This window comes from Persicimonas caeni (assembly GCF_006517175.1).
GTDB classification, from domain to species: domain Bacteria; phylum Myxococcota_A; class Bradymonadia; order Bradymonadales; family Bradymonadaceae; genus Persicimonas; species Persicimonas caeni.
Genome location: NZ_CP041186.1, coordinates 6,759,851 through 6,781,467 on the forward strand (window position 1 = coordinate 6,759,851; position 21,617 = coordinate 6,781,467).

Here is a 21,617-nt window from a genome sequence, read left to right on the forward strand (position 1 = left end):
GTCTACAAGAATCCCGGTTTAATGCCCGTCGATGGGCTAAGGAGCGCCGCCATGACCGGCCACCTGAATACGATACTCGAACACCGCGCACGTGGTCTCCTCCACGTCGCCTTGTGGCTGTTGTTGGTGGCGACCCTCGCCGCGTGCTCGTCGGACGAGCCCGAGAAGGAGGCGCGCGATACCGGCGTGACGGTCGACGCCGATGATGAGGCGGATGCTCCGGTGGAGGACGTCGGAGTGCCCGACGTGACGGATGTGACAGACGTGACAGATGCGACGGACGCGACGGACGTTACCGACGCAACGGACGCAGCAGATGCAACGGACGTGACGGATGCGACTGACGCGACGGATGCGACGGATGCGACAGACGTGACGGATGCGACGGATGCGACAGACGTGACGGATGCGACTGACGTGACGGATGCGACTGACGTGACGGATGCGACTGACGTGACGGATGCGACAGACGTGACGGACGCAACCGATGCAACGGACGCAACCGACGCAGAAGATAGCGGCGACGTCGACCTGATCTGCCCGGACGCCGACGGCGACGGGTTCCAGGCCACCGCCTGTGGGGGCGATGACTGCGACGATACCGACGCGGCCGTGCATCCGGGGGCGACGGAGGTCTGTGGCAACGGCGTCGACGACGATTGCGATGCGACCACCGCGGATTTGTTCGACGCCGACTCGGACGGAACCAACTGTGCGGTTGACTGCGATGATTCGGACGCGTCGGTTTATCCCGGTGCGACCGAAGTTTGCGGCAATGGCGTCGATGACGATTGCGATGCGACCACGGCGGATCTGTTCGACGCGGACTCGGACGGGACGACGTGCGACGTGGACTGCGACGACAGCAACGCGTCGGTCTATCCCGGAGCGGCCGAAGTGTGCGGAAACGGCGTCGACGACGACTGTGACGCGACCACGGCGGATCTGTTCGACGCGGACTCGGACGGGGTGACGTGCGACGTGGACTGCGATGATTCGGACGCCTCAGTTTATCCCGGAGCGACCGAAGTGTGCGCGAACGGCGTCGACGACGACTGCGACGCGAGCACCGTCGACGTGTACGACAGCGACTCCGATGGCGCGACGTGCGACGTCGACTGCAATGACAGCAACGCGTCGGTTTATCCCGGCGCGACAGAAGACTGCAGCAACGGCGTCGATGACGACTGTAACGGCCAGGTCGACGCGAACGACGCCGATTGTCAGACCGTCGCCGAGGTCTGTGACAACGGGATCGATGACGACTCGGACGGCCTCGTCGATTGCGCCGATTCGCAATGCTCCGCGCACGCGGCGTGTGCGGGGAACCTGTGCAGCAACGCCATTTCGATCTCGGGCTCGGCGAGCTACACGATCGACACGAGTGTGTTGACCGACGACTACGCGGGCTCGTGCGGCACGACGGGCGGCCCGGAGGTCGTCTTCGAGTTGACACTCTCCGGGGACTCCGACGTGCATATCGACACGATGGCCTCCGACTACGACACGTACCTGTACGTGCGCGAGACGACCTGTGACACCGGTCTGGAGAGCGCGTGCAACGAAGACGTCAATATCGCCGAGTCGTGGTCGCGCATCGCCATGCACGCGCTCGCTCCGGGCACTTATTACGTGTTCGCGGACACGTCGGGCATCGGTGGGGGGACGCTGGCGTTCGACGTGGTCGTCTCGTCGGTCTGGTCGCACTCGCCGGGCATCGTCGAAAATGACCCGCTCGTGCGCATGCCGGGCACGCAGCCGGCCGACGGCGTCAGCGTCGAGGGGCCTGGGCGTTGCCTGAACTGTCACGACGACTACGATCCGGTCGCCTCGCCGGGGCATATGTGGAAGGGCTCGATGATGGCGCAGTCGGCGCGCGACCCCATCTTCTGGGCGGCGATGACCGTGGCTGCCCAGGACGCCATCTGGGCGCTGGGCGACGCCAACGCGACCGACCTGTGCGAGCGCTGCCACTTCCCCAGCGGCTGGATCGAGGGGCGGAGCGACCCGACGAACGCCTCGCAGATGACGGGCAGCGACTACGACGGGGTGCACTGTGACTTCTGTCACCAGATGTACGACCCGTTCTTCGAGGATACCTTCAACGGCACCCGCGAGGGCAACGACTGGGTGGGCTACTGGGACGAGACCGACCTGAGCAGCACGCCGTCGAGCACACGTGCGCTGGACACCTATATTGCCGACGACACGCTCAACGACCTTGTGGCGTACTTCAACGGCGGCCCGTTTTACGACGCGAACAACCAGCCGATGAGTCCGAACTATACGGAGAACGCCGGCGGACAATACTTCGCGAGCAGCGGAGGGGAGAAGCGCGGTCCGATGGCCGACGACACCGCCTCGCACAGCACGCTGTATAGCCGATATCACAAGAGCAAATACATGTGTGGGACGTGTCACGACGTGTCGAACTCGGTGCTGCACAACCTCTCATACGCCGGGACCACGCCGGGGGACGGCACTACGGTGCTGCCGTCGGAGAAGGACAACGCCGCGAGCTACTTCCACGTCGAGCGCACCTTCTCGGAGTTCATGTTGTCGGCCTACGGTCAGCAGGGCGGGTCGCCGGGGACGGGGGCGTACGCGCCGAGCAACTTCGACACCGAGCGTCCCAATGACGTGATCGCCACGTGTCAGAACTGCCATATGCCGATCGTGACCGGGAAGGGCGCCGACAAGAATAGCGCGCCGCTTCGGCCCGACGACAGCATCGAGCACCCCAAGACGGGCGTGCCGCAGCACGACCTGACCGGCGGCAATATGTTGGTGCCCACGATTCTGGCGAGTACGCTGCAGGGTTCGCCGAATTACGACGCCACCAACGCCAGCCTGCTCGGGCAGGGGCCGTCGGTGCTCACGCTCGACTTCACGCAGGGCCTGCAGCTCGACGCGACAGCCTTGCTCGACGCGGCGAGCCGCGCGCAACAGACGCTGCAGCGAGCGGCGACGATCGAGAACGTCGCCTACGACGCGGCCACCGGTCAGCTCGACTTCCGCATCGACAACCACACCGGCCACAAGCTCATCTCGGGCTTCCCGGAGGGGCGGCGCATGTTCGTCAATATCCGGGCGTACAACTCCGGCGGGCAGGTGATCTGGGAGGTCAACCCGTACGACTCGGCCGCGGCGACGCTCAAGGGCTTGTCGGCCGACTATTCGCCGAATAGCCCGGCGCTCGAGCCGTGGGAGGAGTACGTCGACGAGCTGGTCTACGAGATGCACCCGTCGAGCTCGCTGACGGGCGAAGCCAAGACCTTCCACTTCGTGTTGGCCGACGGGCGCGAGAAGGACAACCGCATCCCGCCCAAGGGCTTCCGTATCAACGAGGCGGCCGCCCGCCAGGTCGAGCCGGTGTGGCATGGTCAGTCGTCGCCGGGCTACTTCACCAGCGCCGAGTACGCCGGCGGCTGGGACGACGTATCGCTGACGATCGTCGCCGGGGCGGCCGCGGTCGACATCGAGCTGTACTACCAGACCATCAGCCGCGAGTACGCCGAGTTCCTGCGCGACGAGATCAACGGGGATGCGACGACCTTGCCGAGCCCGACGTTGGCCGGCAACGCCATCGCGTACGTCGCCCAGGACGACCCGTTCTTCAGCCAACTCAGGGCATGGGGCGATACGTTCTGGCAGTTGTGGGACCACAACAAGCACGTGCCGGGTGCGGCGCCGGTGTTGATGACGTCGGCGTCCGCGCCTTGAAATCACCTCCGGCTCGCCCACGTTTTGTACGTGAGTGCACCGCCCGAACCGACGAGGGCGGTGCACTGAAATAGTAACCTAGGTTCTCGATGCACGGGGGAGACGATGCCCTACCACAGCAACGCCGAGCTGCCCGACAGCGTCAAAGATAACCTTCCCAAGCACGCCCAGGACATCTACCGCGAGGCGTTCAACAATGCCTACGACCGCTTCTCCGATCCCGACAAGCGCCGGGGGGATGCGTCGCGCGAGGAGGCGTCGCACAAGGTGGCGTGGAACGCGGTCAAGCAGGAGTATCACAAGGAAGACGGCGAGTGGAAACGCGACTGAGCCGGCCGACGGCGCATTCTAAGCGACTTCCAACGAGACACCATCGCGGTGTCTGAGGTGTCAAGATGCCAGTTCCACCGCCTATCCGGAAGGCTCTGGGGATTTACGACCGCCAAATGGAGCGGCTCAACCAAGCCATCCGACAGCAAATTGGCTATTTCGATTCCATCCGCGTGCTTCCCTACAACGGCTTCGGCGCCTCGGACGGGGTGTGGCTCAAAGGCCGGGTGCTAGCCGACGACAAGGTCGACGCCGAGCAGGGGGACAACGAGCTCGAGAAGCTCGCCAATATGTTCCGCCGTGCCCACACCGACGAGGTGCCCGAGGCTCAGGTGCGCGTCTCCTTTGGCAAGCGCACGGTTCAGGTGGAGACGTCGTGGGAGGGCTTCTTCGACGTCGACATCTTACCCGACGAGAGCCTCGAACCGGAGGCGTTGTGGCACGACGTCGACCTCGAACTCATCTCTCCGCGGCCGCATGTCGACCAGCCGACATTTCGGTTCCGAGGCGAGGTCCAAATCCCCTCCAACCCTCGCATCGGTATCATCAGTGATATCGACGACACGATCATCAAGACGGGCGCCGATACCATCTTTCGGCAGGCGCGCATCGTTTTGCTCAACGGGCCGTATAGCCGAACGCCCTTTGCCGGGGTGGGGGCGTTTTACCGAGCGCTTCAAAATGTGGACGGCGAGCCGACCAACCCGATGTTCTACGTGTCGTCGTCCCCGTGGAATATGTACGACCTGTTCGACGAGTTCTTCCGGGCGCACGATATCCCCAAAGGCACCATCTTCCTGACTGACTTCGGTCTCGACCGCGACAAGTTCATCGCCGGTGGGCACGACCACAAGACGCGCCGCATCCAGCGCGTCCTCGATACCTACCCGGACCTCGACTTCATCTTTATCGGCGACACGGGACAACACGACCCCAAGTTGTACCGCGAGTTGGTCTACGAGAATCCTGGCCGCGTCGCCGCGGTCTATATCCGGGACGTGCATCCGAACGTCGACGAGGAGCGTGACGCCGAGGTGGGGCGGATTGCCGAGGAGTTGGAGTCGGAGGGCGTCCAGATGTTGCGCGTCGAGGACACCCTCGATGCGGCTCGTCATGCCTGTGAGCATGGCTACATCGAGCCGGCCGACCTCGACCGTGTCGTGGAGGCGTGTCGGGCCGAACAAGCCCGGCCCGACGAGCCTCGCGGTGCCATCAAGAGGCTCGCCAGCCGGTTTCTTGCTTAGTAATTGGATAGGCTTAGTAAATGGATAGGCTGAGTGATTGGATAGTCTTAGTAACTCGATAGTCGCGAGTGAGTGGCCGCTATTGCGCGGCGGGTTGGAGTTCGTAGGTCTCCACCGCGGCCGCCTCGACTTCGTCTCGCTCGAAGAGCAGGTCGGTCGGTGTGTTCGACAGCCACTCGTCCATCAGGCTGTTGTAGAACGGTGACTCGCGGTGCAGGTCTTGGCCACCAGGCAGCTGGAAGTTGCCGCGCATGCCCTCGTCGGTGGCCCCGAAGACAACCCGGGTCGACGCGCCGGCGGAGTGGCTGTAATCGCCGTCGCGGCCGCGCGGGTTGGCCACGTCGACGGTGGTGTAGCCCCCGTCGTTCGCATACGGCCCTTCGTCGAATAGCGTGATGCCCGCCGACGAGAAGAGACTCGACAGCGTCACCGTGTGAATCCTCCCCCACAACCAGTCGCTCGCCGCGGTGCTGCCGAAGAGGTCTTCGAGTTCGGTAGCCGTGGATTCGAGCGCGGCGACCACCACATCGGCGCGTGTCTCGACGGCGGCGTCGGTGGTCACGTCGTCGAAATAGGCGGTGCCGTTGATGAGGGAGTCGGGATCGAGGAAGAGGCGCGACAGTGGGGACTGGAGGGTGCGCCAGCTTTGGCGAGCGTCATAGTCGTCGGTCGAGGCGAGTTCGTCGGCGAAGGCCGCTTCGGTCAGGTTCGGCAAGAGCACGTGGAACGCCGAGCATCCCGCGGCTTCGCCGACCACGCTCTGGTCGTCGACCGGGGCGGCGTCGGCCGGCTGGTCGCCCTGCAAGCCGTCGGGGCACTCGTAGCCCCAGTTCTCGAGGGTCGTCAGCACCGCGGCAGCCTCGGCAGAGAGCTGATCGCTATTCTCGTTGGCCGTGGTGATGACCTCGGGCAACAGGCGAGCGCCGTGCAGCGAGTAGACGTCGGCCTGGATGTCGAGCATCGTTTGGGCGGTGTGCGAGCCGCTCTGTGCCTCGAGAAGGTCGACGATGCGGCCGTGGCGAAAGCCGGGGGCGACGCCGCTTTGCCAGGGCGTGTGACCGTCGTTGGTCGGGTTGCCGTCGGCGAGGCTGCCGTCGAAGTCGTTGTTCGCCGTGGCGATGAATCCGGCAGGAGGGTTGAGCAGACTGGGGACATCCTCGTCGGCCACATACCCTTGCCATTCGGCGCTGCCGTCGCCGGGAAGGGGGAGCCAATGCGCCAGCTCCAGCGAGGCCCACGGGCGCTGCGGAATGGCTGCTTGTGGTGCCCAGGCGATATTGCCGTCGGTGTCGATGAAGACCCAGTTCTGGTTGATCGTGCGCACCGGCGCCAGTGTGTCTCTGGCCTCTTCGACCGAGCCCGCGCGCATCAATTCGAACAAAAAGTCGATGTCGTTACCCGGCTCCTGGGCGACCCATTTGATGGTGACGGCTTGGCCGGCGGCGACGTCTTTGGAGATCACCGGGCCGTGATGGGGCACCCATTCGTAGGTCTCGGTGACGGAGTCGCCGCCGCTGACCTCGAAGGTGAAGTCCTTTTGGACGAGCGGAACTTCTTGGCCGTTGAAGATGACCGCGTCGCCGGTCTCGTTGAGCTCCTCGATATAGACGTCGGCCAGGTCGTACACCGCGGTGGTCACACCCCAGGCGAGGCTCTCGTTCTGGCCGATGATGACGCCGGGCACCGCCGGAATGCCGGCGCCCGCCGCATGCAGGTCGCCTTGGCCGTTGGTCTTCGAGTCGAGCTCGACGAAGTGCCAGATGGCCGGGTTCGTGAGCGACAGGTGCGGGTCATTGGCCAGCAGGGCGTTGCCGTCGGCGGTGATACCGGGGGAGACGACCCAATTATTCGAGCCGTCCCACTTGCTGCGGGGGCCGAACGCCATCGACGGATTGGCCTGGAGGCGCGCGAGCGCTCCTTTGATGACTGAATGGGCCGGGTGCAGGAACTGATGCGCCTGGCGAATGGCCTCGGTGTCAGTCGGCTGCGCGGGCCATTCGATAGAGGTCGTCGGGCTGGCGCCCGATGCGCCGAAGATGGTGCTGTCGACGGCCGGCTCAAGGCCGAACAGGTCGCGGGCGAGGTCGCTATCGAGCGCGGCGTAAGCGTCGCCCCGGGCCAAGTCGGCGTCCGACGAGTCACTGAGTTGGAAGGCGAGCTGCAGGTATAGCGCGATGCTGTCGGCAGGTTCCCAGTCGCGGATATTGTCGCTGTTGACCAGCGGAAACTCGTATTCTTCGGTCAGCGTCGCGTCATTCTCTCCGGCGCGCATCTTGTCGAGCCAGGCGTTCACGCCGGTCGAGTAGGCGTCCAAGATCTCGCGTGTATGGGGGCTGACCTCGGCCAAATACGCCTCTTCGAGCGGCTCGCCTTGGCGAGTGGCCATCAGTTGGCGAAACGAGCGGTCGCTCGAAAGCCCGGTGGTGCCGATAACCTCGGCGAGTTGGCCGCGGATCTGGCGGCGGATGAGGTCCATTTGGAAGAAGCGATGTTGGGCGTGGAAGTAGCCCTGGGCGGCAAAACAGTCGAGGTTGGTCTGGCAGTCGATGTGGACCACTCCGGCGTCGTCGAGCTGGACGGTCACCGGGGCCGAGAGCCCCTCAATCATGATCGCTTGGCCGTCGTCCGCATCCCCAGGGGCGTCTGCAGCGTCGTCGCCGTCTGCGACATCACCCACGTCGACGGCCGCGTCGGGCTGCGGGTCTTCATCATCGTTGTCATCGTCGCAAGCCGGCGCGACCAGCGCCCCAAAAGCCAAGATGGCTACTGCAAGGAAATGTGTGCGTAGAGAGTTCTGCATCGCGGCCTCGCTTTTTATTCATTTGGTAAATCATCAGAGTACAAGCGAAGCTATGCACAAATTCCACGAGTTCGAGCGCCGAGGAGCCCAGCACGATGGGTCTATACGGTAGTCGACCAGCCTTTTTCGTCGCCGCGCACCATCTGCTCGAGCTCGTAGCGCGGGTAGACGTACTCGTGCATGAACTGCAGCGTGGTCTCGGCCAGCCCGCGCACCATCTGCTCGACGGTTTCGTCGTTGCAGGTGCCGTCCTCGTTGAAGACGTTTCGCACGCCGGCCACCGAGATGGGGCTGGGGAGCACCAGCGCGCCGACGTGGCCGCACATGCCGCGCATCTGCTCGAGCGTCTTGATGGCACCGATGCGGCCCGAGGCGACGCCGAGCAGGGCGACCGGCTTGCCTTTGAGCGCGGAGGGAAAGCCGAGGTTCTCGACGATCAATTTGGTCATCGCGGTGAATGTGCCGTGGTACTCGGGAGAGGCGAGGACGACTGCTCCGCTGGCCTTGACCGCTTCGGTCAGACGCTTGGCGTCGTCGGTTTCGGGTTGGCCCGGGAAGCTCAGGTCGAGTTCGCGAGCGTCGAAGTGCACGACCTTGACGCCGCGCTTGTCGAGCTCGTCGTTCACCAGCGCCAGCACCTTCGAGGTGTAGTTGTTCGGGCGGCTGGTTCCCGAGATGGTGACGATCTGCTTTTTGGGCTTCTTAGACACTTTGGACGTGGCGGCCACGTGCATCTCCTGGGTAAGAGGCTCGGAGGTTAACGATTCAAACGCGCGGCGATGGAGCGGACGAGCTTGCGCGGGGAGAAGCGCACCATCGTCGCGCCAAACTTGTTCTTGAGGCCGGGGATGGCCACTGTCTTGCCTCGCTGCATGGACAGGTAGGCGTGCTCGGCGACCGACTCGACGGTGGCGACGCCCGACTTGAACAGCAAGGTGTCGTCGTTAGATGCCTCCTCGGCAAATTCGGTGCTCGTCGCCCCGGGGCAATGGGCGGTAGCGGTCACGCCGGTGCCTTCGAGCTCGTGGGCGATGCCCTCGGTAAAGGAGAGCACGTACGCCTTGGTCGCATAGTAGACCGACATGTAGGGCCCGGGTTGGAAGGCGGCGGTCGACGCGATGTTGAGGATGCGGCCGAAGCCGCGCGCGAGCATGCCCGGAAGGAACCTGTGCGTCAGGTCGGTCAGCGCGACGACGTTCACCTCGACCTGGTCGAGTTCGCGAACGCGGTCGAGTTCGTGGAACGGACCGTTGCTGCCGAAGCCGGCGTTGTTGACCAGGTAGTCGACGTTCACGTCGTCGGCGTCGAGCCGCTCGAAGAGGGCGGTGCGCGCCTCGGCATCGGCCAGGTCGCACGGCTCGACGCGCACGTCGATGTCGTACTCGGCCTGCAAGGCTTCGGCGAGTTCCTCGAGGCGCTCTTGGCGCCGGGCGACGACCACCAGGTCGATTCCATCGGCCGCGAAATGCCGGCACAACTCGCGGCCGATGCCGCTGGAGGCGCCGGTCACCAGGGCGCGTCGGTTCTGCGTCTGCATCGATTTAGACATCATCTCTCTCGCTGGTCGGTCGGGATTTACCACTGCACGCGGCGACCCTAGCGCGTCTTCGACGCGGGTCGCAAGCTGTAGCAAGTCAGTGGCGAATCGCTCGTGTATCGCTCGGATGGTTGATTGCATCTTAAGGGGGCGAGGAGTCGCGCCGATCATGCCGACCACAACTCACCGGAGATGTTATGAGTCAGAGAACACGACACGCTCGAAGAGAGGGGCGGCACCGGTTGCTCGTCACCGAGGGCGTCCTCTTTCCGTCGACGCGCCTGCAGTTTCACTTCATTGATCCGCAGCGACGGGCCCTGGTGCGACAGGCGATGCTCGAGGAGGGCAGGTTGCTGCTTCGGCCGAAGGACGAGTCCTTCGAGAGTGACATCGCCACGCTTGCAGAGATTGTCGATTACTTGGAGTTCTCGCCGCAACGCACGGCGGTGACGCTCGGAGGCATCGAGCGTGTGCGCCTGGTCGGGGTCGAACCGCGCGAGGGACATGCGATGGCGACTTGGAGGCGTGTCGACGAACTCGTCTCCGACTGCATTGCGTGCAACTCGCTCGTCGCCGACATCTTGGGCACGCTCGACCATCTGTCCAAACAGGGCGTGGAGCTTGCCGGCGAGGTGGCGTCGATGGCCGCTGAAGCACGCGACCCTTCTGCGGTGGCCGATATCGTCGGCTCGGTCACCTTCGAGCGCGGCCGCGACCAACTCGAGCACCTGGCCCAGATCAACGTCTATCAACGGTTGGTTGCGGTGCACAGTCGGCTCGTGACGATTGTGAATGCCTGATTGTCACACATACGCTGCTGGCACGGTATGATTTTTGCTCTCTTTCAGGTGTATGTTCAGAATCCTTTGGGACTCGCCGCTGCGCACATCGCAACTGGCGGGAAAAAATTTCACCTAGTCGCACCTGTCCGCAGAATTTGCGCCTAACACTACGATTGAGAGCACATGCACCGGCAAAATGATTCGCTGCCTTCGGATTTTTCACGACTCCACTGTGACGAGGCCTCGCAGTGTCTGTATTTCGAGATTTTGTCCACCATGGATGAGGCCGTCATGGTGATCGATGACGAGGCGCGCGAGCTCGTCTTCATCAACGTGGCCGCCCGCGATTTGGCGGCCAGCGCAGGCATCGCGGCAACCTATGAAGCGGTGAGCACGAGGGTGCTGCCGCGGGAGGGCGCCGAGACGGCCGGTGACTCGTCGCGCATGTGTGAGATCGAACTCGACGGGCGCGTCTTCTCGTGCAGCATTCAAAACGAATGCGGCCCGTATCGGGTCGTGTTGCTGCGTGATGAGACCGACCGACGCCGCCTGGAGCAGCTGGCTGCGTCGGTCAACACCACCGAGCACATCGACCGGGTATTTGCCGGGATTCGCCACGAAATTGGCAATCCCATCAATGCCCTCAAGATGACCCTGACGGTGCTCCAGCGCAATCTCGAGCGCTTCGACCGCGAGGCGATCGTCGAGTACGTGGAGCGTTCGCTGACGGACGTGGCCCGCGTGGAGTACCTGCTGCGCTCCCTGCGTAATTTCAACATGGTCGAGGACCCCGAGCCCGAGCAGCTCGACTTGGCCGACTTCCTGGCTCAGTTCTTGGCGCTGGCGGCGGGCGACTTTCCTTCCATTACCCACCATGTAGACGCGGACGCTCGGGTGGTCCGAGCCGACCCCCGCGCCCTCCAGCAGATTCTCATCAACCTGTTGTCGAACGCCTCAGACGCCATCGAAGACGTCGACGAGCCCCGAATCGAGATTCGCGCGGGCCGCGACGGTGAGCGAGTTGTCCTCGAAGTGAGTGACAACGGACAAGGCATGGATGAGGAGACCCTCCAGAAGCTGTTCGAGCCCTTCTTTACGACCAAGCAGAAGGGCACCGGTCTGGGCATGGTCATCGTTCAGAAGATGATGGCGCGCATGGGCGGAGAGGTCGGCGTGCAGAGCCATCTCGGCCAGGGAACGACGTTCACGCTGCAACTGCCAGCAGTCTGAACTCGGCCGCGTTTCAGCACCCGGTCTTCGGGTGGCATGAATTTGGCAGGGTATGGCGTGTAGCGGATAGACAACTTGCACGAGGCGCGGATTTCACCGTGTCGGCACAACAAACGCCGGGTGGCACGCATGAAGAATGTTCTGATTGTTGATGACGAAGAATCGTTTCTCAAGAGCTTGATCGATGGCTTGGAAGCCTACTCGGCGGACTTGCGCGTGTGGACGGCCTTCGATGGCTGCGAGGCTATCGAACTGCTCGAAGACACCCCCATCGACCTGGTCGTGACCGACCTGAAGATGCCGCAGGTCAACGGCTTCGAGTTGCTCGAGCATATCAACCGCGAATTCCCCAGCCTGCCCGTGCTGGTCATGACTGCCTTCGGGTCGCGCAAGATTGCTCGCAAGTTGAGCGAGTTGGGTGTGAGCCAGTTTTTGGACAAGCCCGTCGACTTCGACCACCTGGTCAGCCGGATCTTCGACCAGCTCGACGCACGCTCTCGCGGGCGCATCAAGGGCATCGCGCTGCCCACGTTCCTGCAGCTCATCGAGATGGAGAAGAAGACCTGCACCCTGCAGGTACGCTCCGGTGACGACATCGGTCTGCTCTACTTTCTGAAGGGAGAGTTGATCAACGCCGAGATCAGCGGCGCCGACGGCGAAGAGGCAGCCTCGGAGATCGTGACCTGGCAGAAGCCCGATATCGCGCTCGACGGAGTCCTTCGCAAGCAAAAGCGCACTATCCACACGAAGCTCGGGCCGCTGCTCATGGAGGCGTACCGTCTGCTGGACGAGCGTGGTGCCGGCCTCGAGGACGAAGAGTCGGAGGTCGAGTTCGACCTGGGCCTCGACGCAGCTTCCGGGGCTTCGGAGCCGGAGGTGCTGTCGGCGCAGGCTGCCAACTCAGATGTGGACGCGTCTGCGTCGACTGCGTCGTCGAGGCAGTTGCGTATGGCTCTCGAAGGCTTGGCGTCCTTGGAGGGATTCGTCGGCGCCGGCGTCTTCTCGCCGAGTGGCGAGGCGCTCGCGTTGCTCGTGGACGAAGCCGAGCAGGCTCGCCTCGTCGAGGTGGGCGGGCAGGCCGATGCAGTGCTCGGTGTCGCCGGGGCGGCGGCGTCAGCCGCAGGCAGCGCAGGAGGGCCACTGATTCACATCGACGGTGATGATGCACACATTTTGATGTGTACCCTCGACCTCGATGGTGATGGTCGCCCCTCCGAATCGGCTGGAGCTTTTGCTCACGCCGTGCTCATCCTCGCCGATGATAGCGACTTGGGCAGGGCGAAGAAGACGCTGAGTTCGGTGAGCGTCCACGTCGGCTCTCGGGTGGCATAGAGCCAAGATGACAGTGAGGACTGAGCAAATGACTCGTCTATTCGTCTATGGAACACTTCGCCCCTCCGAGAGCCGGTGGCCGGCCATCGAGGAGTTCGTGGCTCGTGCCGAGCCGGCCAAGCTCGAAGGCTTTCGGATGCATGCGCTACCCGAGGGGTACCCTGCCATCGAACCGGGGCAGGGCGAGGTCATCGGAACGCTGCTCCATCTGGAGCCGGCACTCGTCGTCGCCGCATTGGCGAAGGCCGACCAGATCGAAGGGTATATCGAGGGCTCTCCCGATTCGCTGTACGAACGCGTCGTGGTCGACGTGGGCGGCGCGGACGCCTACACCTACGTGTACCATCCGAACCGGCGCGACCATTTGCATACTCGTGGCCGACTCATCGAGAGCGGCGACTGGTTAAATCGAGGCTGACCGGTGTAGGCGCACGCGTGCTAGGTCGATACGAAAGGGGCCGTCTTGCTTGTCGGAGATGAGTACTCCGACGGATCGGATGCGTGTCGGGTCGAGGCGGGCCCCGGCGGACAAGTGCGTGCCGCGTCGCCACAGTTCGAAATCAGTGAAGGGGAGTACGAGTTCGGTCCAAGGGCCTGATGGCGGCTCGAATGGGTGGCGCCAACTCGATTTCGGTGGTGTGTCGTCGGTGCGCACGGTGAATTTGTAGCGGTGTCCGTCACCGCGAACGAGCAGTCGAAAGGCGTCGAGGTCATCGAAGTCGGTGACGCCGCGGTCGTCGTCGACGAGGCGGGCGGAGCAGAATCCTCCGTTATTCGCCAGGGATACGATTCCCTCGAAGCGAAGAAAGCCCCGTTCGGCCTCACCGTAGTCGACGGGGGCGTCGACCCAGTGGACGTGGCTGTGGGAGCGACCTCCCATGACGGGGTCATCTACGGTTTTCCATTCCTCGACGGAGCGGGCGGCGTCGAAGTCGACATGATTCATCGGATGGGCTCCTCGTCCGTGTGCTGTCCCCAGAAGCCCGGGTATTTGGTGACCTTCAGGTCGTCTTCGACTCGAATCTGGCAAGCGAGTCGAAGTCCCGAGGAGGGGTCGTGCGGCGGAAAGTCGAGCCGCCAGCGCTCACGGGCGGTCTTCTCGCCGACGGTCCCCTCGACGATCTCGACGGCGCAGGTGCCGCAAGTTCCGAAGCCGCGGCAGTTCAGCCACTGGGCGTTGTCGTTGTGTGGGGTTTCGCCGGCGCGAAGCAGTACGTCGCGCAGGCGCTCGCCTGCTTCGCATTCGATAAGATGACCGTTGAACTCGACTTTCGGCATGACGGGTCTCTGCGGTTATGGTGTCGAAGGTCAAATGATACGTTCGCACGTGGCGCACATCTTAAAGATGCACGCCAAGGCGGCTTCGTTACCTCACCGATGTATCGAGACATGCTCCAGCTCTACTACAGCGACCTTTATACGGGTGCGATCTCCGAGGAGGCGCGCTTTCCGAAGTCGCGCTATCGCAAGGTGCGTGAAGAGCTCGACCGGCGCGGACTGACGGGGACTGATATAGCAGTTGAGGAGGCGCGACAGGCTCGTCTCGATGAGGTGCATTTGGTCCACGAACCCGAGTATGTGCGCCGCTTTATGGAGAACGAGCTCGACGACAAGATGGTGCGCAAGATCGGCTTTCGGCCGTGGACCGAACAGTTCGTCGACCGCACGTTCAGTATTGCGGGCGGTACCCTTCAAGCCTTCGAGGCGGTCATGGGCGGCGCGCAGTTCGCGGGCAACCTCGCCGGAGGTACCCACCACGCCTACGCTGACCGTGGCGAGGGGTTCTGCGTGTTCAACGACCTGGCGATCTGCGCGGTACGCGCCCTCGAGGAGTTCGGCTACGAGCGTGTGGCAATCGTCGACTGCGACGTTCACCAGGGAAACGGCACGGCCGTCATCTTCGCCGACGAGCCGCGCGTGCTCACCTACTCGATTCACTGCGCCGGCAACTATCCGTTCGACAAAGAGGAGAGCGACGTGGACGTGGCGGTGCCGGTGGGCTCGGGCGACGAGGCGTATCTGGAGTTGCTCGACCGAAGTTTGTCGCGCGCTCTGTACGGCTTTCGACCGCAGCTGGTCTTGTATCAGGCGGGCGTCGACGCACTCGAAGAAGACCGGTGGGGGCGGCTCGCGCTGACGCGCGCCGGCCTGCGGCGGCGCAACGGCCTCGTATTCGACCTGGCCGAGGCGTGGGCCTGCCCGGTGCTGATCACGATGGGCGGCGGCTACTCGCGGCCCATCGAGGCCTCGGTGGCCGCTCACGCCGACGTGTTCGAGGAGGCGTCGCGGCGCCTGAAGTCGCGGTGACCGGCTCCGGAATTGTCCCCCTAAACTAAAGGGGGCGTCAGGGAACGACGTTCCCCGACGAGCCGCACGACATGCGGTCGAACGCGCCTTCGGGCCGTCACGCGCACCGGCACAGCCCCGGTGGATACGTCCCCGTGGGGAAGCTCACCTGCGACTTACCTTTTCGCCACCTTCCCATCGCCCGTTTATAGGCGTCGACGGTGGTCATGCGAGCCTCCAAGTACGCACTCTTCTTCTCCTCGTCGGCGCAAAGGCATTTGACTCGAGGAGAGCGCTTGGGCGCGGGCGGGATATACCTCCACTTCATGCGCTTGACCTTGGCGGGGCCCGCGACGCTCTTTCTTTTTCGAGCGCGCTCTTTTTGCAGTTCGGTTGCTTGTTCCTCGATGTGGGTCACAACGAGCTGGCGCGCCTCCTCCTCGGTTTTGTTTTCCCACATCGGCAGCGTTGCGAGTACGAGCTCGTCGCTTCGCATGGCCTTTTCGCGCGGAGTTGACGGATCCTTGCGCCGAAGTCTGCGCAGCTCTTCGTAGTCGATGAGTCGTCCGACCTGCGCCTCGCCGGTCTTGTGGGACTTCCATGACGACACCCCCGGCCAATCCTCGGGGTGGCGCACCGCATCGGACAGGCACGGGTTGTTGACGATGTAGTTGAGCTTCTCCAGGAGCATGTCATCGCCGATGATCTTGGGCGCATCAAAGGGGCGTGGAAACACCGTGCCGGTGCGGTTTCTGTGGCGGTTGAGGCGAGCGGCAAGCTCGCGCTGGAAGTCGCGCATGAACTCGGACAGGTTCATCTTGGGCGCGCGTACGAGCAGGTGAAAGTGATTGCTCATGAAGACGTAGGCGAAGATCTCGACCTCGTGCTTCTGAGCCGCCCAAGCCAGACAGGCTAGGCAAATGCGTTGCATCTCACCGTCATCGTCAGGGCGCATCAAGAACCTCGCCTCGATGCAGCGATTGGTCACAAAGTAGAAGGCGTCGTCTTCGAGGATTCGAATATTGTCAATGGCAGGCATCGCAACTTCCTCCCGATTAGCAGTCAATCCAGTTAGCTCTCACTATGGTTTTCGGCAGAACCGGCCGAATCGTTGCGTGCTCGGGCGAATTTTTTTCGAGCGATCGGGATACAACGAGGCGCTGACCCGCATGAGACGGGCTCCGTCGGGGAACCTGATTCCCTGTCGCGAGGGGAAGGTTTTGGGGCAATCTCTGTTTTTCGAGCAGGAGGGGGCAGCATCCTCCTGACTGATGGGCATCTTTGTCCGTCGCCGGCACCTCTCGACGGTTGAAATGTAGCGGAGGGCCGCATACCACGGGGCTCGTCGGGGAACCTGGTTCCCGTCGGCGGTTCCCGTCGGCGGCCCGTTGGAGGGGTCATGCTCACCCGTTCGAAGCACGGGGCGAATTTCATGGGCGATCGAACGTTCGACATTCTGCTCGACATTCACCACGGCTTGCCGCGTCAGGGGCCGGGCGACGACATGTGTACGCGTCGTGCGCTTGCCATGTTCGACGGGCTACCCGCAGCCCCCGACGTGCTCGACGTAGGTTGTGGGCCGGGGATGCAGACACTCGCGCTCGCCGAGGCTCTCGGTTCAGAGGTCACGGCGGTCGATATCTTCGACGTGTTTCTCGACGAGTTGCGCGACCGCGCCCAGGAGCGGGGACTCGATGCGATGGTGCACCCGGTCAAGGCGTCGATGGATGCCATGCCCTTTGCGGATGCTTCCTTCGACCTCATCTGGGCGGAGGGTTCCGCCTATGTCATGGGCGTCGGCGAGGCGCTTCAGGCGTGGCGGCCGCTCCTTCGGGATGGCGGCTGCATCGCCTTCACCGAGATGGTCTGGCTCGTCGATGAGCCGCCCGCCGAAGCCGCCTCCTTCTTCGGGCAGGAGTACCCGGCGATGACCGACGTGCCCACTAACCTGCAGCTCATCCGAGATGCCGGCTACGAGGTCGTCGGGCATTTCACCCTCCCTGACTCGGCGTGGTGGGACAACTACTACGCGCCGCTCGAGGCGCGACTGCCCGAGATGCGACGCAAATATGCCGACGACCCGCAAGGGTTGGACATGATCGCGGCGAGTCAGCGCGAGATTGACGTGCGCCGACAGTTTCCAGATGCATACGGCTACGAATTCTTCGTGGCAAAGTCCACCTATATGACATAGCGCATTGAGCGGGGGCCGGGGAGCTGTGCTAAGAAAACCCTGGAATGCTCGGCCCAGCTCGCAACGTTTGCGTCTGGCGATTCACTTGGCGCCGGCCCTCGCTCCGGCTGTTTCATCGGAAGTGCCACATGTCTATTGAAGAGCTGCACCCTTGGTTTCTGGGCGCTTACGCCGAGAACCACGACGTCCTCGAAGATCTGCTTACCGAATTTTTGGCTGACCATGTCTACTGGCGGCGAAATTTCCATCCGGAGTGCCGCCCGCCGGTTCCCACCTCGGCGCAGTATCGCGATGACTACATCGAGTTCGTTGCCGAGCTCAAACAAGAGCTGTTCCAGTTGAGCGCCGACCTGAAGCGCTCGGTGCCTTGGTTCAGCCCGCGCTACGTGGGGCACATGTCGTCGGACCTGTTGCTCCCGGGGCTTATCGCAAGGGTCATGACCACGCTCTACAACCCCAACAACGTCTCCGAAGACGCCTCGCCGGCCACCCTCGAAAAGGAACTCGAGGTCGGCATGCAGCTGGCCGAGATGTTTGGGTATCCCATCGATGAGAGTGCCGAACCCTGCGCCTACGGTCACCTCACGTCGGGCGGAACGGTCGCCAACTACGAGGGCCTGCGCAACCTGATCGCGCTGGAGATGTACCCGATGGCACTGGCCCAGGCCTCCCGTGAGTTCGACGGCGAGTTGGGGCCGATGGGCCCCCTGGTCAAGCGGCTGACCGAGTACAGCGACTGGGAACTCGTGAACCTCGGTGTCGACGACATCATCGCGCTGCGCCGCGAGGCGCTCGGCTCAGCCAGAGAGCTGCACGGCCCTGCCGGTTTCGAGCGGTTCCGCAAGGCCATCAAAGCGGCGCGCTTCGAGGCGCTCGGCGCGGTTGACTTTTTCCGCACGCACAGCGAATTGAAGCCGCCGGTGGTGCTGGTGCCGTCGACGGCGCACTACTCGTGGGAAAAGGCGATGAAGGTCTTGGGCCTTGGTGCTCAGCACCTTCTCGAGGTCGGCGTCGACCGCAACATGCGCATGGACGTCGCCCAGCTTCGCACCGTCTTGGAGCAATGTCTGGACCAGAAGGTGCCCGTGCTCGCCCTGGTGGGCGTTCTGGGTAACACCGAGTTCGGCACCGTCGATCCCATCGGCGAACTGATGAACGTGCGCGACGAGTTCTCCGAGCGCGGCCTGCACGCCCCGGTTCATATCGACGCGGCGTGGGGCGGCTACCTCGCTTCGGTCTTTCGGGCCGAAGGGGGCGGACTGGTAGGGCGCGACATGCTCAAGAAGAAATTTCACTACTTCCCCAGCCAGACCGTCTACGAAGCCTTCGCCGCGCTGGGGCGCACCGATTCGATCACCGTCGACCCTCACAAGCTCGGCTACGTACCGTATCCCGCCGGCGCCTATGTCGCCAGAAACCGCGGCATGATCGAATTCCTCACCCAGGAGGCAGCCTACGTCTTCGATATCGAAGAGGAGAGCCACCAACGCTCGCTGGCCGACAAGCTCCGTCATCTGGGCCAGTACATTTTGGAGGGCTCCAAGCCCGGCTCGGCGGCCGCCTCGGCCTACGTGACGCATCGCGTCCTACCGCTGCACCACGACGGCTTCGGTCGCATCTTGCAGCAGACGATTCGCTCCTGCGAGTACTTCTACGACGCGATGCCCGAGTTCAAGGAGCGCGTGGGGGACTTGGTCAATCTGACCATCCCGTTCGAGCCCGACAGCAACTTGGTATGCTTGGCTATTAACCCGCGCGCCAACGACTCGCTGGCCCGGATGAACTGTTTTGGCCGACGTCTCTTCGAGCACATGAAGATTGATCCGAAGCAGCCCATCCAACAGCGCGAATTCGTTGCTTCGTACACCTCGCTGTTGGCGGAGCGCGTCAGTGATGAACGCGCCGCCGAGTTGCTCGGTGAGCTTGGCATCGACCCAGCTAGCCTGACGCCGAACCCGAGCGACGCCGAAGGGCAGGCCGACCACGTCTTTCTGATCCGCAACACGCTGATGAACCCGTGGCTATTGCACGAGCAGAACGGCAAAAACTACATCGACCTGTATTTGGATTATTTGGAGAGGATCATTCGCCAGGAGTTGGAAGGGTAGAGGGGGCATTGCAGGGACCGCGTGCTCGCGGCCCCTGCATCCTTCCTTACAATGCTCCCAGATCCTCGGTCGACTCTCGCGCCGCACCATCTTGGTGCTTCTCGTACGCACACTCCACCGGCATCGCTTCGCTCTCCAAGGACCCCGCCGCTCCGCGCGCCGGCGAGTCCGACGCCAGCGTGAAGTCCTGAGAGCCCAAGTCGACAAAGCCGGGCGCCGTGCCCGTCAGGTTGTCCGATTCGGTGACCGTCCCGCTGGCCGAGCCGTTGAATGAGTTGATCCAGCCCTCCGGAAGCCAATTGTAACTCATGTCGAGTTGACCCGTGTTATCGAGCAACGAGAGTGTCGAACTCTCCGGCGTATAGATGATATTGTTGCGCATCACGGCCGTCTCGTCGTCCGTCGACAATCTCAGCAGTGTGTTGCGATCGTTGCGAAGGGAGACCACTGTGTTGTGGTACAGGTGCAGTGTCCCTTTGCGGTAGTTGGCTTGGTCGCTTCCGTCGCCGCCGTAGTGGATAATCTGACGGTTGCCCGAGTCGTCTGCAGGTTCGACCAGGACGTTCCCGTACACGAAGGTGTCGCGATACGACGGGTCGCTTTTGACCTCATCCTTGCCCGAGTCGACCAGGTCGAGCTGTCGGTTACCACCCTCGAGCCAGTTGTAGCGCACGACCAGTCCCGCCGAGCGGTCCTTCAGGTTGTTGCCGCCGCATCCGTCGCAAAGAGGGCCAAAGCGGTTGTACTCGAAGGTGATTCCGACCGCCGAGGAGTAGTTGTTGTGCTCGTAGTAGCTTCCCTGGATGCCGTTCCCGTAGATGTGGTTGCCGGTGATGAGCACGTCGCGGGCGTTGGCGGTGATGAAGATGCCGTTGCCCGACCCATGAATGACACAGTTCTTCAGCGTCAGGTTGGAGCCGTCCTCGATGTAGAATGAGGCCGCGTTGCTGCGGTAGGTGCCGTTCGACCCGCCGTCATCGACGAAGGAATTCGAAGGATGCGCTCCGGTGATCTCGAGGTTCTCGACACGAATATGAGATGGCTGACCCGACGGGTTACTCGAGCCCCCAATCTTGACCACTCCACGGTTCTCATTCCAGAAGTCGAGTTCGGTGCGTGTCGTGGCATTCTCGCCGGTGATGACCGGTCGTTTGTCGCCGTCCATGATGCCGCGCACGACCACCGGCTTCTCGGCGGTGCCGGCGGTGGCGATGACCCACTTGCTTGCGTACGGCTCGGGCCGATAGTGGATGTTGATGAGGCTACCTGGCTGCAGCGACTCCCATGGAACTTCCGATGGGTCGGCGTACTCCTGACCCGGCCCAACCTCGTAGACGTGGTCGAACGTCTCGTTCGCAGCACCACCCGCCGGGCCGCAGTTGTCGGGTGTTGGTGGCGTGTCGGCGTCGACTTCGGCGTCAATGTCAGCGTCCGTTTGGCCGCTGTCGGCGGCGTCACTCGGGTCCGCGTCTTGGGCGGTCACATCGAGCGCTGTGTCGGAGGCGTCGGCGAGGTCACCAGTGTCTGTGGTGCCTGCATCCGACTCTGTCTGCTCATTGGTATTTTGCTTCGGATCGTCGTCCGAGCAGGCGGGCAGGGCGAGGGCGCCCACGAGGGCGATGACGATCCATCGAGTCGACATGTTCTTCAAGAGTTTGCTCCGAATAGTCGGTGGTTAGCGCGCTTCAAAAGGCCACTAGCGATTAAATTGCGGCTCTCCTGATTATCACCGGCGATGCGCGTGGGCAATGACGCTTTCACAATGAATTCGCGTCGGCTCGTTGCTTCTCCTGTCAATTCGAATGGCAGTGACCGAGTACGCTCGAGCAGGACGACTACGTGCAGTAATCGGCCTGGAAGGACACGGTGAGGGAATGGGGTTCGTCGACGAGCCGGGCCTTAGGCGCCGTCGTCAAAACTGATGGTATTTTCCGGCACGGTGAGGGAATGGGGTTCCCCGACGAGCCGCATTCTGTGCGGGGGCGGGGGCACTTGGTCTCGTTTTCTGAGGGCTTGTTCGGAGCAAGTACGAGCACATCGGGTGCGTTGTG

The 21,617-nt window shown here is 63.1% G+C and carries 17 protein-coding genes; 10 read left to right on the forward strand and 7 right to left on the reverse strand.

Features of this window, described 5'->3' with window-relative positions; all coding sequences use genetic code 11:
* The first annotated feature begins 51 nt into the window (after positions 1 to 51).
* From FIV42_RS25110 to FIV42_RS25120, 3 genes are all read left to right on the forward strand, one after another.
* Positions 52 to 3,723 (forward strand): putative metal-binding motif-containing protein, encoded by a 3,672-nt coding sequence (locus FIV42_RS25110; RefSeq protein ID WP_187027611.1) that lies wholly within the window; start codon positions 52 to 54, stop codon positions 3,721 to 3,723.
* Between the two features lie 105 nt (positions 3,724 to 3,828).
* Positions 3,829 to 4,053 carry a ChaB family protein gene (locus FIV42_RS25115; RefSeq protein WP_141200352.1) on the forward strand — a complete coding sequence of 75 codons (225 nt, stop codon included), beginning with the start codon at positions 3,829 to 3,831 and terminating at the stop codon, positions 4,051 to 4,053.
* A 65-nt stretch (positions 4,054 to 4,118) separates the two neighbouring features.
* Positions 4,119 to 5,297 carry an App1 family protein gene (locus tag FIV42_RS25120; protein ID WP_141200353.1) on the forward strand — a complete coding sequence of 393 codons (1,179 nt, stop codon included), beginning with the start codon at positions 4,119 to 4,121 and terminating at the stop codon, positions 5,295 to 5,297.
* Between the two features lie 79 nt (positions 5,298 to 5,376).
* Here the strand turns inward: FIV42_RS25120 and FIV42_RS25125 are convergent, their stop codons facing one another.
* From FIV42_RS25125 to FIV42_RS25135, 3 genes are all read right to left on the reverse strand, one after another.
* Complete coding sequence (locus FIV42_RS25125) at positions 5,377 to 8,097, reverse strand: penicillin acylase family protein (protein WP_141200354.1); 2,721 nt, start codon at positions 8,095 to 8,097, stop codon at positions 5,377 to 5,379.
* A gap of 101 nt (positions 8,098 to 8,198) precedes the next feature.
* Entirely contained in the window at positions 8,199 to 8,825 is a 627-nt protein-coding gene (locus FIV42_RS25130; protein ID WP_168210932.1) for an NADPH-dependent FMN reductase, read from the reverse strand.
* Between the two features lie 29 nt (positions 8,826 to 8,854).
* Positions 8,855 to 9,646 carry an SDR family NAD(P)-dependent oxidoreductase gene (locus FIV42_RS25135; protein WP_141200356.1) on the reverse strand — a complete coding sequence of 264 codons (792 nt, stop codon included), beginning with the start codon at positions 9,644 to 9,646 and terminating at the stop codon, positions 8,855 to 8,857.
* Positions 9,647 to 9,831: 185 nt separating this feature from the next.
* Between FIV42_RS25135 and FIV42_RS25140 the strand changes: the two genes are divergently transcribed.
* From FIV42_RS25140 to FIV42_RS25155, 4 genes are all read left to right on the forward strand, one after another.
* Positions 9,832 to 10,434, forward strand: coding sequence for an LON peptidase substrate-binding domain-containing protein (locus tag FIV42_RS25140; protein ID WP_141200357.1), 603 nt, complete (start codon positions 9,832 to 9,834; stop codon positions 10,432 to 10,434).
* 258 nt (positions 10,435 to 10,692) lie between these two features.
* Entirely contained in the window at positions 10,693 to 11,646 is a 954-nt protein-coding gene (locus FIV42_RS25145; RefSeq protein ID WP_168210933.1) for a sensor histidine kinase, read from the forward strand.
* A 129-nt stretch (positions 11,647 to 11,775) separates the two neighbouring features.
* Complete coding sequence (locus FIV42_RS25150) at positions 11,776 to 12,978, forward strand: response regulator (protein ID WP_141200359.1); 1,203 nt, start codon at positions 11,776 to 11,778, stop codon at positions 12,976 to 12,978.
* 28 nt (positions 12,979 to 13,006) lie between these two features.
* The gene (locus FIV42_RS25155) at positions 13,007 to 13,396 is read left to right on the forward strand and encodes a gamma-glutamylcyclotransferase family protein (RefSeq protein ID WP_168210934.1); all 390 of its coding nucleotides are present in this window, start codon (positions 13,007 to 13,009) and stop codon (positions 13,394 to 13,396) included.
* Here FIV42_RS25155 and FIV42_RS25160 read toward each other — a convergent pair.
* Together FIV42_RS25160 and FIV42_RS25165 are read right to left on the reverse strand one after the other, a co-directional pair.
* The gene (locus tag FIV42_RS25160; RefSeq protein WP_141200361.1) at positions 13,382 to 13,924 is read right to left on the reverse strand and encodes a CIA30 family protein; all 543 of its coding nucleotides are present in this window, start codon (positions 13,922 to 13,924) and stop codon (positions 13,382 to 13,384) included. The two genes, FIV42_RS25155 and FIV42_RS25160, sit on opposite strands and share 15 nt — an antisense overlap.
* Positions 13,921 to 14,256: a 2Fe-2S iron-sulfur cluster-binding protein gene (locus FIV42_RS25165; RefSeq protein ID WP_141200362.1), complete on the reverse strand. Its 336-nt coding sequence runs from the start codon at positions 14,254 to 14,256 to the stop codon at positions 13,921 to 13,923. The genes FIV42_RS25160 and FIV42_RS25165 overlap by 4 nt, the downstream gene beginning before the upstream one ends.
* 99 nt (positions 14,257 to 14,355) lie before the next feature.
* On the opposite strand from FIV42_RS25165, the gene FIV42_RS25170 reads away from it, so the two are divergent.
* On the forward strand, positions 14,356 to 15,285 hold the full coding sequence (locus tag FIV42_RS25170; RefSeq protein ID WP_168210935.1) for a histone deacetylase family protein: 930 nt from the start codon (positions 14,356 to 14,358) through the stop codon (positions 15,283 to 15,285).
* A 97-nt stretch (positions 15,286 to 15,382) separates the two neighbouring features.
* Here the strand turns inward: FIV42_RS25170 and FIV42_RS25175 are convergent, their stop codons facing one another.
* Positions 15,383 to 16,303 (reverse strand): transposase, encoded by a 921-nt coding sequence (locus FIV42_RS25175; RefSeq protein ID WP_141200364.1) that lies wholly within the window; start codon positions 16,301 to 16,303, stop codon positions 15,383 to 15,385.
* Positions 16,304 to 16,663: 360 nt separating this feature from the next.
* Between FIV42_RS25175 and FIV42_RS25180 the strand changes: the two genes are divergently transcribed.
* Positions 16,664 to 17,458 carry a class I SAM-dependent methyltransferase gene (locus FIV42_RS25180; protein WP_141200365.1) on the forward strand — a complete coding sequence of 265 codons (795 nt, stop codon included), beginning with the start codon at positions 16,664 to 16,666 and terminating at the stop codon, positions 17,456 to 17,458.
* Between the two features lie 128 nt (positions 17,459 to 17,586).
* Positions 17,587 to 19,566 carry a pyridoxal phosphate-dependent decarboxylase family protein gene (locus tag FIV42_RS25185; RefSeq protein ID WP_168210936.1) on the forward strand — a complete coding sequence of 660 codons (1,980 nt, stop codon included), beginning with the start codon at positions 17,587 to 17,589 and terminating at the stop codon, positions 19,564 to 19,566.
* 46 nt (positions 19,567 to 19,612) lie between these two features.
* Here the strand turns inward: FIV42_RS25185 and FIV42_RS25190 are convergent, their stop codons facing one another.
* On the reverse strand, positions 19,613 to 21,208 hold the full coding sequence (locus FIV42_RS25190; RefSeq protein WP_390619686.1) for a right-handed parallel beta-helix repeat-containing protein: 1,596 nt from the start codon (positions 21,206 to 21,208) through the stop codon (positions 19,613 to 19,615).
* Positions 21,209 to 21,617: the final 409 nt, after the last annotated feature.